Source organism: Thermococcus sp., assembly GCF_027008145.1.
Classification (GTDB): Archaea; Methanobacteriota_B; Thermococci; order Thermococcales; family Thermococcaceae; genus Thermococcus.
In genome coordinates this window covers 1-14,725 of record NZ_JALTCZ010000058.1, presented here as the reverse complement: position 1 = coordinate 14,725, position 14,725 = coordinate 1, and the positions used below count along the sequence as shown (strand labels likewise).

At 54.1% G+C, this 14,725-nt stretch carries 16 protein-coding genes; 12 read left to right on the top strand and 4 right to left on the bottom strand.

Annotated elements, in window-relative coordinates; all coding sequences use genetic code 11:
* Positions 1-11: 11 nt before the first annotated feature.
* The 4 genes from MVD07_RS02710 to MVD07_RS02695 all read left to right on the top strand — a co-directional run bounded on the left by MVD07_RS02710 (position 12) and on the right by MVD07_RS02695 (position 3,041).
* Positions 12-722, top strand: a complete 711-nt coding sequence (locus MVD07_RS02710; protein ID WP_297498306.1) for a hypothetical protein — start codon at positions 12-14, stop codon at positions 720-722.
* Positions 723-732: 10 nt separating this feature from the next.
* On the top strand, positions 733-1,191 hold the full coding sequence (locus tag MVD07_RS02705) for a hypothetical protein (RefSeq protein ID WP_297498303.1): 459 nt from the start codon (positions 733-735) through the stop codon (positions 1,189-1,191).
* 79 nt (positions 1,192-1,270) lie between these two features.
* A complete protein-coding gene (glmM, locus tag MVD07_RS02700) occupies positions 1,271-2,620 on the top strand; it encodes a phosphoglucosamine mutase (RefSeq protein ID WP_297498300.1) in 1,350 nt (449 codons plus the stop codon).
* Between the two features lie 7 nt (positions 2,621-2,627).
* Positions 2,628-3,041, top strand: coding sequence for an EamA family transporter (locus MVD07_RS02695; protein WP_297498362.1), 414 nt, complete (start codon positions 2,628-2,630; stop codon positions 3,039-3,041).
* On the opposite strand, the gene MVD07_RS02690 is transcribed toward MVD07_RS02695, so the two are convergent.
* On the bottom strand, positions 3,042-3,974 hold the full coding sequence (locus tag MVD07_RS02690) for a dipeptidase (protein ID WP_297498297.1): 933 nt from the start codon (positions 3,972-3,974) through the stop codon (positions 3,042-3,044).
* 58 nt (positions 3,975-4,032) lie between these two features.
* On the opposite strand from MVD07_RS02690, the gene MVD07_RS02685 reads away from it, so the two are divergent.
* From MVD07_RS02685 to MVD07_RS02670, 4 genes are all read left to right on the top strand, one after another.
* Positions 4,033-4,602: a DUF531 domain-containing protein gene (locus MVD07_RS02685; RefSeq protein WP_297498295.1), complete on the top strand. Its 570-nt coding sequence runs from the start codon at positions 4,033-4,035 to the stop codon at positions 4,600-4,602.
* A complete protein-coding gene (locus MVD07_RS02680; protein ID WP_297498292.1) occupies positions 4,563-5,063 on the top strand; it encodes a signal peptidase I in 501 nt (166 codons plus the stop codon). The genes MVD07_RS02685 and MVD07_RS02680 overlap by 40 nt, the downstream gene beginning before the upstream one ends.
* A 448-nt stretch (positions 5,064-5,511) precedes the next feature.
* Positions 5,512-7,494, top strand: a complete 1,983-nt coding sequence (locus MVD07_RS02675) for a S8 family serine peptidase (protein WP_297498289.1) — start codon at positions 5,512-5,514, stop codon at positions 7,492-7,494.
* 41 nt (positions 7,495-7,535) lie between these two features.
* A complete protein-coding gene (locus tag MVD07_RS02670) occupies positions 7,536-9,278 on the top strand; it encodes a hypothetical protein (RefSeq protein ID WP_297498359.1) in 1,743 nt (580 codons plus the stop codon).
* Here MVD07_RS02670 and MVD07_RS02665 read toward each other — a convergent pair.
* Together MVD07_RS02665 and bpsA are read right to left on the bottom strand one after the other, a co-directional pair.
* On the bottom strand, positions 9,256-9,942 hold the full coding sequence (locus MVD07_RS02665) for a nucleotidyltransferase domain-containing protein (RefSeq protein WP_297498286.1): 687 nt from the start codon (positions 9,940-9,942) through the stop codon (positions 9,256-9,258). The two genes, MVD07_RS02670 and MVD07_RS02665, sit on opposite strands and share 23 nt — an antisense overlap.
* On the bottom strand, positions 9,939-10,994 hold the full coding sequence (bpsA, locus tag MVD07_RS02660; RefSeq protein WP_297498285.1) for a N(4)-bis(aminopropyl)spermidine synthase: 1,056 nt from the start codon (positions 10,992-10,994) through the stop codon (positions 9,939-9,941). Before bpsA ends, MVD07_RS02665 begins: the two co-directional genes overlap by 4 nt.
* Before the next feature lie 105 nt (positions 10,995-11,099).
* Between bpsA and MVD07_RS02655 the strand changes: the two genes are divergently transcribed.
* The 3 genes from MVD07_RS02655 to MVD07_RS02645 all read left to right on the top strand — a co-directional run bounded on the left by MVD07_RS02655 (position 11,100) and on the right by MVD07_RS02645 (position 12,768).
* Positions 11,100-11,840 (top strand): ATPase, encoded by a 741-nt coding sequence (locus MVD07_RS02655; RefSeq protein ID WP_297498283.1) that lies wholly within the window; start codon positions 11,100-11,102, stop codon positions 11,838-11,840.
* Positions 11,841-11,901: 61 nt separating this feature from the next.
* The gene (locus MVD07_RS02650; protein ID WP_297498281.1) at positions 11,902-12,435 is read left to right on the top strand and encodes a metal-sulfur cluster assembly factor; all 534 of its coding nucleotides are present in this window, start codon (positions 11,902-11,904) and stop codon (positions 12,433-12,435) included.
* A 129-nt stretch (positions 12,436-12,564) separates the two neighbouring features.
* Positions 12,565-12,768 carry a ferredoxin gene (locus MVD07_RS02645; RefSeq protein ID WP_297498278.1) on the top strand — a complete coding sequence of 68 codons (204 nt, stop codon included), beginning with the start codon at positions 12,565-12,567 and terminating at the stop codon, positions 12,766-12,768.
* Between the two features lie 51 nt (positions 12,769-12,819).
* On the opposite strand, the gene MVD07_RS02640 is transcribed toward MVD07_RS02645, so the two are convergent.
* A complete protein-coding gene (locus MVD07_RS02640; protein ID WP_297498356.1) occupies positions 12,820-13,992 on the bottom strand; it encodes a nicotinate phosphoribosyltransferase in 1,173 nt (390 codons plus the stop codon).
* Positions 13,993-14,233: 241 nt separating this feature from the next.
* On the opposite strand from MVD07_RS02640, the gene MVD07_RS02635 reads away from it, so the two are divergent.
* Positions 14,234-14,725 (top strand): hypothetical protein (locus MVD07_RS02635; RefSeq protein WP_297498275.1); only part of this gene is annotated, 492 nt, incomplete at its 3' end.

Sequence of the window (14,725 nt, the reverse complement as noted above, 5' to 3'; positions counted from 1 at the left end):
GAGGAATGAGTATGAGAAAGTTCGTATTTGCCCTGCTCGCGGTGGCCCTTCTGGTCGTCGCGACGGGATGTGAAAGCCCAAAGACGAGCGTGACAACCGAGAAGACCCTCACGATAAATGGAGTAACCGTGCACTACTCGGGAGACATCACGCTCTCCCAGGCCAAGGCAGTTCTGAGCTTCGTGAGGGACAACTTCCAGATAAACGGAAAGACCGACGTCTACGTCTCGAAGAGCGGGGGTTCTTACACCGTCAAAGTGACGACGCCCTACAAGAGTACCAGCGACGTAGACAGGAGAACAGCCTTCTACGTTAGGATAATGGCCTCCAAGATGTCCCAGGATGTCTTCAACGGGGCAAACGTCACGCTGAAGCTCCTGAACGGCGATGGAAAGGAGGTCTTCTCCGTGGAGAGCAAGTACGCCTACGTCGAGTCGAACGGAATAACCGTCTGGTACTCTGGGGTTGAGAAGGAGGAAGCTCAAAAGGTTCTCGACTACGCGGTCTCCTTCGCCGGAAAAGGGCCTTGGGACATATTCATCGATGGAAGCAACCCTTACACGATAAGCGCAATGAGCTCCTTCAACAGTGCCGGCGAGATAGGAAGCGCTGAAAACGCCTACAGGAAGATGTCGTCGGAGCTGTCTCAGAAACTCGGCGGGAAAGTTCTCCTCAGGGTTCTGAGCCCTAGCGGTGAGGAGATAGCACAGTTTACAGGCTGAGGTGGTCGAAATGGAAAAGGTTCTCTACGTCGTCGGAAACGTTGACTACAGGAAAGGATTCATGAGGGAGAGCAGGGCGAACCTCGTCATAACAGAAAAGAGGATGATAGTAGCATTCCTAACACCCGAACTCGCCAAAAAGATGAAGAAAGAGGCTGAAGGAGGCGTTAGAGGCTTCTTCAAGGGCGTTACTAAAGTCTATGGGCACTGGAACGAGTACTATGGGATGGAGCCCGAGGAAATCCTGAAGGAGAGCGAGGAGAACTTTGAGATACCCCTCCGGGAGGTCAGAGAGGTCAAGATAAAGAACGATGACTCCGAATCCGGGAAGAGGGGAGAGCTTGAGGTCAAGGCAGGGGATAATCATAAGTTCTACACTGGGGACGGAACGATACGGGTTAGGGAGCTGAAAAAAGTCCTTGAAGGCCTCGGCATCAAGGTCAAGGCCCCGCGCTTCAGCCTCTTCTGAGCCTTTTCTTTCTTATTGCAGGAAAAAGGTTATATCGTCTTCTCCAAACCACCAAACATAACCCTCACGGGTGGGCATCATGGGGAAGTACTTCGGGACGAGCGGCATCAGGGAAGTTGTCAATGAAAAACTCACGTCTGAACTGGCTTTAAGGGTCGGAAAGGCTTTGGGAACTTACCTGGATGGTGGAATGGTCGTCGTGGGAAAGGACACGAGGACGAGCGGTGAGATGCTGAAGAGCGCCCTGATAAGCGGGCTTCTAAGCACTGGCGTTGAGGTCATAGACATAGGTCTCTCCCCAACTCCACTGACGGGCTTTGCGATAAGGCTCTATGGTGCCGATGCAGGGGTTACCATCACCGCCTCCCACAACCCTCCGGAGTACAACGGCATTAAGGTCTGGCAACCGAACGGGATGGCCTACACGCCGGAGATGGAGGGCGAACTTGAGGCGATAATAGATTCCGGGGACTTCAAGAGAGCTCCCTGGAACGAAATCGGAACCGTCAGGAGGGCCGACCCGAGGGGGAAATACATCAAAAGGGCTCTTAAGATGGTCGAGCTTGAAAGCTCCTACACGGTAGTTCTCGATGCCGGCAACGGTGCAGGTTCAATTCTGAGCCCCTACCTCCAGCGCGGGCTCGGGAACAAGGTTATCAGCATCAACTCCCACCCGAGCGGTTTCTTTGTTAGAGATCTTGAACCGAACGCCAAAAGCCTCTCCGCTTTGGCAAAGACCGTTAAAGCTATGGGGGCAGAGGTTGGCATAGCCCACGATGGAGATGCAGACAGGATTGGAGTTGTAGATGACGAGGGCAACTTCGTCGAGTACGAGGTGATGCTTTCCCTCATAGCCGGCTACCTGCTGAGAAAGTTCGGGAAGGGGAAAGTTGTAACCACCGTAGATGCCGGCTTTGCACTGGACGACTACGTGAAGTCTCTCGGCGGGGAAGTAGTCAGAACGCGCGTTGGCGACGTTGCCGTTGCGGAGGAGCTGGCGAAGAACGGCGGGATTTTCGGCGGAGAGCCGAGTGGGACGTGGATAATCCCCCAGTGGAACCTGACTCCAGATGGAATATTCGCCGGAGCTTTAGTCCTTGAGATGATTGATAAACTCGGCCCGATAAGTGAATTAGCGAAGGAAGTCCCGCGCTACGTAACGCTGAGGGCGAAGGTTCCCTGCCCCAACGAGAGGAAGACCAAGGCGATGGAGATCATAGCGAGAGAAGTCCTAAAAACCTTCGAGTACAAGCGGCTGATAGACATTGACGGTGTTAGGATAGAGAACGACGAGTGGTGGATCCTCTTCAGGCCCAGCGGGACGGAGCCGATAATGAGGATAACCCTTGAGGCGCGCACGGAGGAAAAGGCTAAAGAGCTGATGGAGAAGGCTGAAAGGCTGGTGAGAGAAGCCATAAGGAGGGCCTGAGTTGAGGATTCCTCTCTACATCTTCTACGCCCTTCTCTCGGCACTCTTCGCGTCCCTCGTACCTATCTTTGGAAAGTTGGGCCTCAGAGACGTTGACTCAACCGTTGCGACCACAGTTCGGGCCTTCATAATGTTCCTCTTCCTGTTCCTTATCTTTATGTGGCAGGGCAAGACGATAAGTGGCTTCGACTCCCGGGCCCTTACCTTTATAACACTCTCCGGCCTTGCTGGAGCCCTCTCGTGGCTTTTCTACTTCATGGCAGTTAAGAACGGGAGGGTTCAGGCGGTCGTTGCGATAGACAAGACCAGCGTCGCCCTCGCAATACTCCTCTCATGGTTGGTCCTGAGGGAGAGCATGGACTGGAAAACGGCCCTGGGGGCGGTTCTGATAGTCCTCGGGGCGCTCCTTGTTTCCCTCTGATTATCCGACGACCCGTTCAAAAACCCGCCCGAAGTTCTCAAAGGTTATTGCCTTTACTTCTTTTTCGCTGAAGTTCTCCTTCATCCTCTTCAGGAGAGCAGGTATCTTGGACTCGTCCTCGAAGCCCTCAACGCTCTTCCCGCTCCAGCCCCTTAGGTAGTAAACGAAGTCAAAGCCTAGGCCGACGTGCCGGTGCCCGATCAGGTCAACCATGTAGGAGATGTGCTCTAGGTATCTGTCGAGGGTCGGCCTGTTTTTGTCCACAAAGCCCGGTATCGCGACGGCCCCGACGACACCGTCACGTTCGCCTATAGCTTTCAGCTGTTCGTCCGTCAGATTCCTAGGGTGGTCGCATAAGGCCCTTGCGTTCGAGTGAGAGGCTATGACCGGGAAGGATGTAACATCGAGGGCATCCCAGAAGCCGGCTTCATTTATGTGGCTCAGGTCGAGCAGTATGCCGAGTTCCTCTGCCTTCCCCACGACCTCGACGCCGAAGTTGGTAAGACCGCCTTTGGTTCTCTCGAAGACACCGTCCCCTATCGCGTTCCTCAGGCTCCATGTAAGGGTCAGGACGCGGAGGCCCAGCCGGTAGAAGACCTCAAGGAGATCGAGGCTTTCCCCGATAGGCTCACCACCTTCTAAGCCCAGCCAGAGGGCGACCCTTCCGCTCTCTATAGCTTTTTTCATCTCTCCGGTGTTCCCCACCAGCTCGAAGCTGTCACTTTCCTCCACATCTCTGAGAAACTCGTTTAGAACCTCCAAGGCGTAGCGGGTCGCGTCGCCCCTCCTGTTGGGTCGCGTCCATATGGCCATTACTCTTGTCCCAATCCCGTTGAAGAACCTCTCGAAGTTCCCCTCAAGAACCCTCGTTTTGTCCTCCCTCCTCTCGTCATAGACGAAGGTCGGAAGGTCGGAGTGTGCGTCGAATATCATGGAACCACCGGTGGACATAGGAAAAAACCCTTATAAGGTCTCCCGAACTTCTTGGAGCGTGGCAACGCTAACCCTTGCACTCTACAACACCTACGGCGTCAAGAGGTTCCACGATGCCCACCTGAGGGCGATAGCCCGCGCCGCTCCGCTGGCATATGCCTACGGTTTTCACCTTGCTCTCGTCGGCTTCCCCCTCGAGGGTAAGCCCTCAGAGGTGGCAGAGGCGGTCGCTGAAAAGACGACCATAGGGGAGGGCGGGAAATACCTTATTGAGCTAGCGCTATCGAACAGGTTCCACCTCCTCGACTTCCCGCGGAGGGGCTTTCCTCCTCAGTTCGGGACACCCGTTGCGACGACGAGGAAGCCATCCGATGAAAAGGAGATTACACCACTTCAGCTTGCTGAAGCCTTTGTTGGTGGGGAAAGTTTTCTCCTTCTCGTTGGCCTCGGGAGGCACGGCCTACCAAAGGAAACCTTTAAGTTGGCCAGGTACCACATGGATGTCACGGGGAGGAGGGTGAGCCTTGAGACCTGTACTGCTATGGGTGCCATAGTCGCTGAAATTTCAACGTATGTGGGGGCGTTAAAATGGGGGAGTGGCAGAAGGACGTTGCGTGGCTTCTGGTAGCCTTAATAGCGGTGTTTGCTTTCGAGGAGGGCCTGAAGTTCACACTCCACACTGATTCACCGCTCGTCATAGTGGTCAGTGGCTCAATGGAGCCAGTCTTTTACAGGGGCGATGTCGTCCTGCTTAAGGGGGTGACCAACCCCGACCAGATTCACGTCGGCGATGTTGTCGTCTACAAAAGACCCGGCTACGAGTACCCGATAATCCACCGTGTCAGGTACATATACACGCTCAAGATCAACGGGAAAGCCGAGAAGTGCTTTGTAACGTGGGGGGACAACAACCCCGTCCCGGATCCGCCGTATCCAAGTCCCCAGGGTTTACTTGAGGTGAGGCTACCGAACGGCGAGCTTGCGGGTTGCGTTCCAGCATATGCAATCGAGGCAACGTCTGAGCTGGTGTTCCCCAAGATCGGCTTGATACCCCTCTGGATACGCGAGGCCTTTGGCCTTGGGGGATGATGTGAGGGTAGGTGGCTGAGGCGTGATGAACTAATCGGCCCCTGACCCTCTATCAGCGTTCCCGAGAAATGCCTTTGTGTTGAGCCCCTGGTAATCCCGACAGGAGAAAGCTTGGAAGGCCGGCAGTAATGTCGGAAGGAATGGCACCACGTGGCCGGGCCGGTCTTCGTGAATCCTGGTGCAATTTGTTGCTTTTTCTCCAATTTATCGTTGTTCTTTTCATATCATGATAATCTTGTTATACTTTTGATCAAATTCTAAGTTGTTGTCATGGCTTTTTCCAAAACTTGCAACATGCTGGTTTGTTTGTTAAAAAAATTTTGTACTGTGAGGCTTAATAAGTTGCATTATATCCTTTAACAGGACATCTAAGCCGTAAAATTTATAACCAATGCACTTTAAAATACTAGGATAACCAACCCCGGACATCTCTGCTGGAGGTGTTGAAATGAAACGGTTTGCCATAGTTGTATGGGCAGTCTTCCTCGTGGCAATAATGGCTGGGAGCGTTCTCGCGGCACCCCCCAAGCACGTGGAAGTCAAGAACGTTCACCAGGAGAAGAACTATGGACTCTTAACTCCAGGCCTCTTCAAAAAGGTTCAAAGGATGAACTGGAACCAAGAGGTTAACACGATAATAATGTTCGACAACCAGTATGACAGGGATAGGGCCATAAGGGTCCTCCGCATGCTCGGTGCCAAGGTCAAGTACGACTACAGCATAATCCCCGCCGTTGCGGTTAGGATAAAGGTAAGGAACCTGCTCATGATAGCGGGTCTGATAGATTCGGGCTTCTTCGGAAACGCTCAGGTTTCTGGAATAAAGTTCATTCAGGAGGATTACAAGGTTCAGGTTTCGGACGCCACTTCCGTTTCCCAGATACAGGCAGACACTGTCTGGAACTCCCTCAGTTATGATGGCAGTGGCATCGTTGTCGCGGTTATCGATACCGGTATAGACGCGAGCCACCCCGACCTTAAGGGTAAAGTCGTGGCATGGCACGATGTCGTCAACGGAAAGACCACTCCCTATGACGACAACGGGCACGGAACCCACGTTGCGGGCATCATTGCCGGAACTGGTTCGGTCAACTCACAGTACATCGGCGTCGCCCCTGGAGCGAAGCTCGTCGGTGTCAAGGTTCTCAATGGCCAGGGAAGTGGTAGCATATCCGACATCATAGCCGGTGTCGACTGGGTTGTCCAGAACAAGGACAAGTACGGGATCAAGGTTATCAACCTCTCCCTCGGCTCAAGCCAGAGCTCCGACGGTACCGACTCCCTAAGCCAGGCCGTGAACAACGCGTGGGCATCTGGACTTGTCGTCTGTGTCGCCGCCGGAAACAGCGGGCCTGACAAGTACACCGTCGGTTCACCGGCCGCCGCCGACAAGGTCATAACGGTCGGTGCGGTGGACAGCACTGACACCATAGCCAGCTTCTCCAGCAGGGGACCGACTGCGGACGGCAGGCTTAAGCCGGAGGTCGTCGCTCCAGGCGTTGACATCATCGCCCCTAGGGCCAGCGGAACCAGCATGGGCACCCCGATCGACGACTACTACACCAAGGCCTCCGGTACGAGCATGGCCACTCCACACGTTGCAGGTGCCGCAGCCCTCATACTCCAGGCCCACCCGACATGGAGTCCGGACAAGATAAAGACTGCCTTCATCGAGACCGCTGACATAGTCGCCCCGACCGAGATAGCGGGGGTTGCCTACGGTGCCGGTAGGATCAACGTCTACAAGGCCATAAAATACGACAGCTACGCCAAGCTCACCTTTACCGGCTCAGTTGCGGACAAGGGGCAGGCAAGCCACCAGTTCACGATAAGCGGCGCCTCCTTCGTTACGGCAACGCTCTACTGGGATAACAGCAAGAGCGACCTCGACCTCTACCTCTACGACCCGAACGGCAAAGAAGTTGACTACTCCTATACAGCATACTACGGCTTTGAAAAGGTCGGCTACTACAACCCGACCAGCGGCACCTGGACGCTCAAGGTCGTCAGCTACAGTGGAAGCGCCAACTATCAAGTTGACGTCGTCAGCGACGGCTCACTTGCTCAGCCGGGCAGCGGCGGAGGAAGCACTCCCGCCCCGCAGCCGAGTCCAAGCCCACAGCCGACCGTTGACGAGAAGACCTTCACTGGAACCGTCAGCTACCACGATTACAACGTCCACCAGATGACCGTCAACAGCGGGGCAACCAAGATAACCGGCGACTTAACTGGAAGCAGCTACGACGACCTCGACCTCTACCTCTACGACCCGAACAAGAACCTCGTTGACAGGTCAGAGAACTACGGTTCGAACGAGCACGTCGAGTATGCCAACCCAGCCCCGGGAACCTGGTACTTCCTCGTCTACGCCTACGACACCTACTACTGGACGGCCAGCTACCAGCTCGACGTTAAGGTCTACTACGGGTGAAGCCTTTTAACCCCTCTTCTTTTCCCCCTGAGGTGGTTGCAATGAGGAAGCTTCTCGCCCTAGGTCTGCTCATGTTTCTCATCTCCTCATCGGCCGTTGCTTCCGCTAAAATCGAGCCCTACCTCTACTTCCCAACGGTTCCGGATACAGCTTTCGCGGTGCTGGCCCTTTACCGGAGTGGCGATTACGCGAGGGTTCTTGAGGGATGTGAGTGGCTCCTCCAGCTGAGGACGCCCTTCGACTCGTGGGGCTACGCCTACGGTAAGGAGCAGGGGGCAAAGTACACCGCAATGGCGATGCTTGCCCTGATGAGGGGAGAGAACATCGCCCACGGAAGGTACCTCGGGGTTTTGAACAGCGCAGCTTACTGGCTCATCTACAAGCAAAAACCAGATGGCTCGTGGGAGGACTACGAGGGGACGGCGCTGGCCTTATTGGCCCTCAAGGAGTTCAGGAAGGGCTACGTCAACGAGAGCCTGAGCGGTTTCGGGAAGCAGGTCGATGAGGCAATCAACCGCGCAACGGGCTGGCTCATGGGGGTTCAACCCGGGAACGACGTTGAGAAAATCTTCGGTTACCTCGCCCTTGGGAAGAAGGAAGAGCTTGAAAAAATGAATGTAAGTGGTGAGCTCGTGGCTTACAGAGCCTTTGCCTTGGCTTACCTAGGGGAGAGGATCAACCTAAAGGGGAACTTTACGAGTAACGTGGCCCTTGCCATGGCTCTCTACGCTACTGGGAACGAGAACTACCGTGAAGAGCTCCTTGGGAGAGAGCACTTTGGCTTCTGGGGAAAGCTACACTACCGCGTCCTCGATCTGCTGAGCGTCTCCAAGGTTAAGGGCTTTGAAGAGCTCCGGAGCATTGCCTGCCCCTACTTAGGGAGGATAAGGCCGAGGAGTGACTGGGAAAAGGCCGTTCTGGCGGACTACTATCTGACGTGTGGTAGAAAACCCGAACTGCCCGTGAACCTCTCATCTCTCCTTCCCTGGCAGGTTGCCGAGGTGGCCAGGGTTAAGGCCCTCCTCGGCGAGGACTACTCGGGCGAGGTCAACTACCTCCTCTCCACCAGCCGGAACGGCATCTGGAGGGACTTTTACAACACGGAATACGTCCTCTGGGTCTTCAGGTGGCTCAACGTGAGCTACAACTACTCCCTGTCTCTTGAATACCTCTCGAAGAACCTCACCTGGATGCTCGGAAAGGATCCAAGAACCGGAAATCCGAGGTACTACAACGTGCCCACCTACTACTTCGCCTACGCGGTGGTGGTCTTCAAGGAGTTTGAGATGGAGAAGGAACTCAACGAAACGCTTAGGATACTGGGGGAAAGGCAGTACCCCAACGGGGCCTTTCCATATACGCAGGGTTCGATAGCTGGGATAACGTCGACTGCTAAGGTTGCCTGGGCCTTTCAGCTGGTCAACCTGACTGAGACCAAACTCTACGAGAAGGCAGTCTCCTACCTCAGGGGACTTCTCTACGCCGATATCCTAGAGCCCCAAAGACAGGGAGACTTGATAGTGCTGAAGAATGCGACCTTCATCGTCGTGAAGGGCTCAAGATATGTCGGCAAATCGACTGGCAGGGTCTTACCCGATGGCATCGATGGCTACGTCGTGATATACCCGTCAGAGAATCCCCTTGTAATAAAGGCCTATCCCATTGCGGGCTTCAATGCGATTCCCCCAAAGGAGAGCGGAGAGGAATGCTGTTTATACGCTGGAATCGGGGTTATATCCGTTGCATTGGCTTTAATCCTTGTTAGGAGGAAGTTCGGGAAGTAGCCTTTAGCTTTTTCATCCTTTCAACTCTTTTTGTTATGAAGTCCCTCAAGAACCTCCCGCTGAACTCCATCTTTCTTCCCATCAGGTAGGAGCGGTAGATTTTCAAAGCCTCTTCGTCCTTGAGCTCTTCGAGCTTCTCTAGGACATCCCCTTTCCTCAGGCTTGAGCCATGCAGAAAGGCCATAAGCCTGGCAGTCTCACCCGCGAGGATGTGGAGCATCTTCATGTTTCCGGAGAAGCGCTCGAGGTTTCTCAGAATGCTATCCAGTCTTCCGGGGAGGATATCCTCAACTCGGTATTCGGGTAGGAGTTCAGTTATATCCTCACCAAGAACCACGAGATGGTTCTCTCTGAAGTCGGCCTGGTAAACCGTCAGGAACTTGTAGGGGTAGCCGAGGTTGAGCGGGTCGTGGAGGTTTGAGAGCCACTCCCAAGCGATATCAACCTCAACTGGCTTGAGGCTTTCAGTGCACTCCTCAAGAACCGGCCTTACCTTGGAGATAACTTTCTCTGGCTTGGCATCGTCTTCGAGAACCGCGAAGAAGTCAACGTCACTCGTCCCCTGGAGGTAGTCCCCTCTGACGAGGGAGCCGTAGAGAATTAGGGAGTGTAGGCCGGGAACCCGGCCGAGCCATCGCCTGATGCAATTGATAAGGCCGATCATGTGGTCGACGCTTCCTCGTCGTTGTAGAGCTCATCACCGACGGTAATTCTGTCCTTAAAGCCCCTCGAGCCCTCAAGGGTCTGGATCCTGAACATGTAGCTCTTGTACCAGTTGTAGGACGGCTTGACCTTGACTGGAAGCAGCTTCCAGGCGCGCGTCTCCTCTTCATAGCCCCAGTTGACGTACTCATTAAAGTTCCTTATGATATCGGTTATTACAACGCCGAACTCGTTGAGGAGAAGCTTCTGTATCTCGCGCCACTTGTCGAGGGAGCTTTCCCTTCTCGTTATGCCGAAGTAGCCGGCGCAGCCGGGGCCCTTCAGAGTCGCTATCCCCCTCCCGACGAAGGCCCGTATGGCCTCGACCGTCTCGGGTGGGTCTGTGATGAAGGTGTCGAACTTGTGGAGGGCGTAGTCCGGGAGCGGCTTGCGAAGGTCGAATGTGAACATCTCAATGTTCTCGTAGCCTATCTCATCCGCGGTCTTTTTGATAAACTTCACAAGCCTCTCGTCGATGTCGAGGACGGCTATCCTCTTTGGCAGGCCGGAGAGCATCAGGGCAACACTCGTAAGGTCGTCGTCGCCGAGGACGAAGATCTCCTTGTTCTCAAGGTCGCCCCTGCTGTGCATCAACGCGACCCTGGCTACGGTCGTCTCGGGCGTAACGTAGGCCTGGTCGAAGTCGTGCTTTGGCTGCGGCCTGTCCCTGACTATCTCTCTGAACTCCTCCAGGAGGTCGCTGAAGGCCGAAAGCTCGACAGTCTTCCCCTGGCAGTGGGAGCAGGTGTAATCCATCCTCGGGCCTATCCCGTACTTTTCCACAAGCTTCTTCCCGCTCTCTGTGAGAACGACGTTCGGGCCGTCGAAGGTTATGTAGCCCATCTCATGGAGGGCAGTCATAACAGCTACAACGAGCGGAAGTGGCTCCTCACTGAGATCGACTATTCTCCAAACGTCACCGCTCGCCTGCACCGCGCTCAGAACGTTCTCAATCGTTCTCTCGTAAACGGGGATGCTCGTCTTCTCCCTGACCTTCTCGACTATCTCCTTCATCTTAAGCACCTCCAGAAGCCTCTGGTTCGTGAGCGGGGTTAAGGCGGGTCTCTTTTAAGGTTTTCCCAGCGGTAGGTTTAAGAGCCGGGGGTTGGACTTTCTCCGATGATACAACCCGCTGGAGATGACTTCGTTAAGCGCTACCGCCTGAGGTACAGCCTTGAGGCCCTTAAGGGGGTAAGGGGAGAGATTGGCGAGAGGGCTCATTCGCGCCTGAGGGCGCTCTTGGAGTATCGCCTGACCGGCAAAGACTTTGAGCGCTCCCCGACGGGCATTGAGGTGGCACTCGCTTTCTCGGCCGGTTCCGATAGCACGGCCTCGCTGAAAATTCTCCGCTGGGCAGGCTTTGAAGTTGTGCCAGTTACGGTCAAGCTCCCCCAGATGGGCGAGAGCGTTGTGAAGAAGGCGAGAGAGGCTGGAGCCGTCTTCGTCGACGTTCCCAACTATTTGGAGGTCATAAAAGCCCAGATGACCAAGGGAGCACCGATATGTGGTCGCTGTCACTCGATGGTGATGAAAGCCGTTGAGGACTACGCGAGGGAGAATGGGATAATGGTGGTGGCCTCCGGTGATCTATTGAGCTCCGGTCTCGTTTCAATATACGAAAAAGATGGCCTCGTAACCCTCAACCTCCCTGCCTTCCTCGCCCTCGACAAGAGGGAGATCATAGAGATCATTGGCGGGAGCTACGAGCTGAGCTTTGGTTGTCCCCTCCTCTGGGAGCTCTTCAGGAAATTTCCTTCGACCAAGAGGTTCTCGATACAGCGCGTCCTAAGGGAGACGAGGGCCAGGGCGTTAACTCCTGAGATGGCGGCGGAGCTGATAATGGACGTACTCTCAAGGTAGTTCCCAAAGATGCCCCAAAAGGTTTAAATGTGTATTCTAAAACCTTGAGCGGTGGTGAGTGATGGTCACGAGGGAAGATGTTGAGAAGATTGTTAAGGGTGTTGTTGACGAGAAGTTCATCAGGTCAATCGAGGTCGATGAGAAGGGGAACGTCACGGTCACCCTGGCCAAGGACGTCCCCGACATTGACAACGTCCTCATTAAGCTCCATTCTGAGATAGGGAAGCTCGAAGGCGTTGGCCTGATAACGATAAACCGCGAGAGGGAGGTAAAGGAAACAGGCGGGAATGTCGAGCTGACGAAGGAGCTGATCCTTGAGAAGCTCAAAGAGGTAATAGACCCGGAGATAGGAGTCGATGTTGTCAACCTCGGCCTGATCTATGAGGTTGAAGTTAGACCAGACAACACGGTCTACGTCAAGATGACTATGACAACGCCGGGCTGTCCGATGACTATGTGGATTCTTCGCGCCGTGGAGGACAAGATACTCGAAATCCCTGGAGTTAAGGACGCTGAAATAGAGCTGACCTTCGACCCGCCCTGGACGCCCGATAGGATAAGTCCAGAGTACAAGAAGAAACTTGGTCTTTACTGACCATCTTTGCCTTTTTTTGTCCCTTCCGGTCATTCTTAGAGCGCTGGAGATGAATCCGTTCTAGACCATCGGTTTCCGGAACGAAAACTTTATATTCGTCCAGGCTCCACTTAAAGGCGGTGATGTCTCATGGCGTGGAAGGTAAGTGTTGATCAGGACACCTGCATTGGTGATGCCATCTGTGCAAGTCTCTGCCCGGACGTTTTCGAGATGGGAGACGACGGAAAGGCCCACCCGATCGTGGAGGTCATCGAGGACGAGAACCTCTACAACTGTGCCATGGAAGCTATGGAGGCCTGCCCTGTTAGCGCTATCACCGTTGAGGAGGCTTAATGCCTCCATTTCCTTCCCTATTGGATTCTTTTCTTTGAAAAAAATAGGATGTCAATCGAGGGTTAAATTGAACTTCTCTGCCTGCTCTAAAACGTATTCCCTAATCTCTCTCGCTTTTGGTAGCTCAGCCACTATCTCACCGTTTTCTATGAGCGGTTTGAGGAGGGGTTCAATCTTTGCTCCACAAACGGGACACTTCTCAAGCTTTTTGTCCGCGGGAACACGGTGGTAGTGGCCCTTTTCACAGCGGTAGACCTGCTTCCGCCCGCTGAGCTTGCCCCTCTTGGTGACCGGCTTCCCCTCGACTTCCACTGTGTCCAGGGAGAAGTCGATTGGCTTTGCGCTCGCTATCGCGGAGCCAACGCCGAAGGCATCGGCAACGTCCGCTATTTTCACAATGCTCTCCTCGTTCAGACCACCCGAGACGAGTATCTTCACCCAGTTGTAGCCCCTTAAATCAAGCTCCCAGCGGACCTCCTCTATTATCCTCCTGAAGTTGCCGCGCCTTGAGCTCGGCGTGTCCAGGCGAATCGCGTTGAGCCTCTCGCCGAGGGCTTCAGCCGCCATTAAGGCCTCGAACTTCTCGTCGCAGAGGGTGTCAACTAAAGCCGTCCTCGGGACCTCGGGTTCAACCACCTCGTCGAAGTACCTCCAGGCCTTAACCTGGTCGCCAACGGTCAGAATTAAAGCGTGGGGCATCGTGCCGACCGCTTTCTCGCCTATCATCTCCGCTCCCAAAACACCGGAGACGCCGTCACATCCACCGATGAAGGCCGAGCGGTCTATCATAGGGGCTATGGCAGGGTGCATGTGCCTTATCCCAAAGGAATAGACTGGCTTGAAGTTGGCCGCTATCTTAACCCTTAAGGCGGCCGTAGCGATGCCACTCGCCTGGCTGAGCATGCCCAGTAATGCTGTCTCGTATATCCCAAAGTCATCGTAGTAGCCCTCTATCTGGAGAACCGGTTCGTAGGGGTGGAATATCGTCCCCTCCGGCATTGCGTAGACGTTGACGGGCATTCCCTCGAAGAGCTTCGCAACCTCTTCAACTCCAGCAAGGACACCCCACTTCCAGCCGTTAGGCAGAGAGGTCGTTGTAACGTCGGCGAAAACCTTCCTGCGTATCCCCTTCTCCCTCAGAACCTTCCTCGTCCTGATGAGGTAGACGTCCGTCGTTTTCCCGGCTTTTATATCCTCCTCATGAGCGATGTAAAAGTCGCGCATTTTAATCACCAGGGTTGATTATACCTCTGGATTTAAAGGATTTCTGGGCAAATGATACCATTCCTTAGTGTCGAGATAAATTATCCCATCACGAGTCGGGATATTTAAATATAACAAAATCTAAACTAAAAGTAAATCAAAGACACGAAGGTGGTTGCATGGTGTTGATAAACCCTGGGGGCAATGGTGGATGTGCAAATAACCCATTACTATCCCGGAAACTACGAGCTCTGGTGATCGCATGCTCCCCCGAAAACTTCTTCCTCTCCTCCTAATAACGGTGGTATTCACGGCAGGTTGCATAGGTGCTCACGGCCATAAGAATACGCCAACCATCTCACTGAGGCCCGTTGCGTGTCCAGCTGGGAGAAATCTGACTCTCATTAACGATGCCCACAATGTAACGCTTAAAGACCCCTCCTACAGGCTCGCCGTGGATCTCATGAAGAGCGAACTCGAAGAGGCCAAGGCCCTTTATCGTGTCACAGCATCCAGAAAAGAGAATGAGAACGTCTTAAGGTCATTGTCTAACATTTCCCGCTTATTTCTCAGCAATTCCACGGTTATAAATGAAACGGCCATCCGGGTTGGCAACGCGACCTACAGTTACGTTGTCCTCTCTGTCTATGACTACGATGACCCCCACTGTGAGGGAGATGTAAAGTTCGCACCTGATATCCTCAAGGTGAACGATGTAACAGCCAGGTTAATCCCCTCCAATTGGACGAGAGGA

Coding starts and splice junctions, on each gene's coding strand:
- MVD07_RS02710 (WP_297498306.1), top strand. CDS start 12: ATGAGAAAGTTCGTATTTGCCCTGCTCGCGGTGGCCCTTCTGGTCGTC.
- MVD07_RS02705 (WP_297498303.1), top strand. CDS start 733: ATGGAAAAGGTTCTCTACGTCGTCGGAAACGTTGACTACAGGAAAGGA.
- glmM (WP_297498300.1), top strand. CDS start 1,271: ATGGGGAAGTACTTCGGGACGAGCGGCATCAGGGAAGTTGTCAATGAA.
- MVD07_RS02690 (WP_297498297.1), bottom strand. CDS start 3,974: ATGATATTCGACGCACACTCCGACCTTCCGACCTTCGTCTATGACGAG.
- MVD07_RS02680 (WP_297498292.1), top strand. CDS start 4,563: ATGGGGGAGTGGCAGAAGGACGTTGCGTGGCTTCTGGTAGCCTTAATA.
- MVD07_RS02675 (WP_297498289.1), top strand. CDS start 5,512: ATGAAACGGTTTGCCATAGTTGTATGGGCAGTCTTCCTCGTGGCAATA.
- MVD07_RS02670 (WP_297498359.1), top strand. CDS start 7,536: ATGAGGAAGCTTCTCGCCCTAGGTCTGCTCATGTTTCTCATCTCCTCA.
- MVD07_RS02665 (WP_297498286.1), bottom strand. CDS start 9,942: ATGATCGGCCTTATCAATTGCATCAGGCGATGGCTCGGCCGGGTTCCC.
- bpsA (WP_297498285.1), bottom strand. CDS start 10,994: ATGAAGGAGATAGTCGAGAAGGTCAGGGAGAAGACGAGCATCCCCGTT.
- MVD07_RS02655 (WP_297498283.1), top strand. CDS start 11,100: ATGATACAACCCGCTGGAGATGACTTCGTTAAGCGCTACCGCCTGAGG.
- MVD07_RS02650 (WP_297498281.1), top strand. CDS start 11,902: ATGGTCACGAGGGAAGATGTTGAGAAGATTGTTAAGGGTGTTGTTGAC.
- MVD07_RS02645 (WP_297498278.1), top strand. CDS start 12,565: ATGGCGTGGAAGGTAAGTGTTGATCAGGACACCTGCATTGGTGATGCC.
- MVD07_RS02640 (WP_297498356.1), bottom strand. CDS start 13,992: ATGCGCGACTTTTACATCGCTCATGAGGAGGATATAAAAGCCGGGAAA.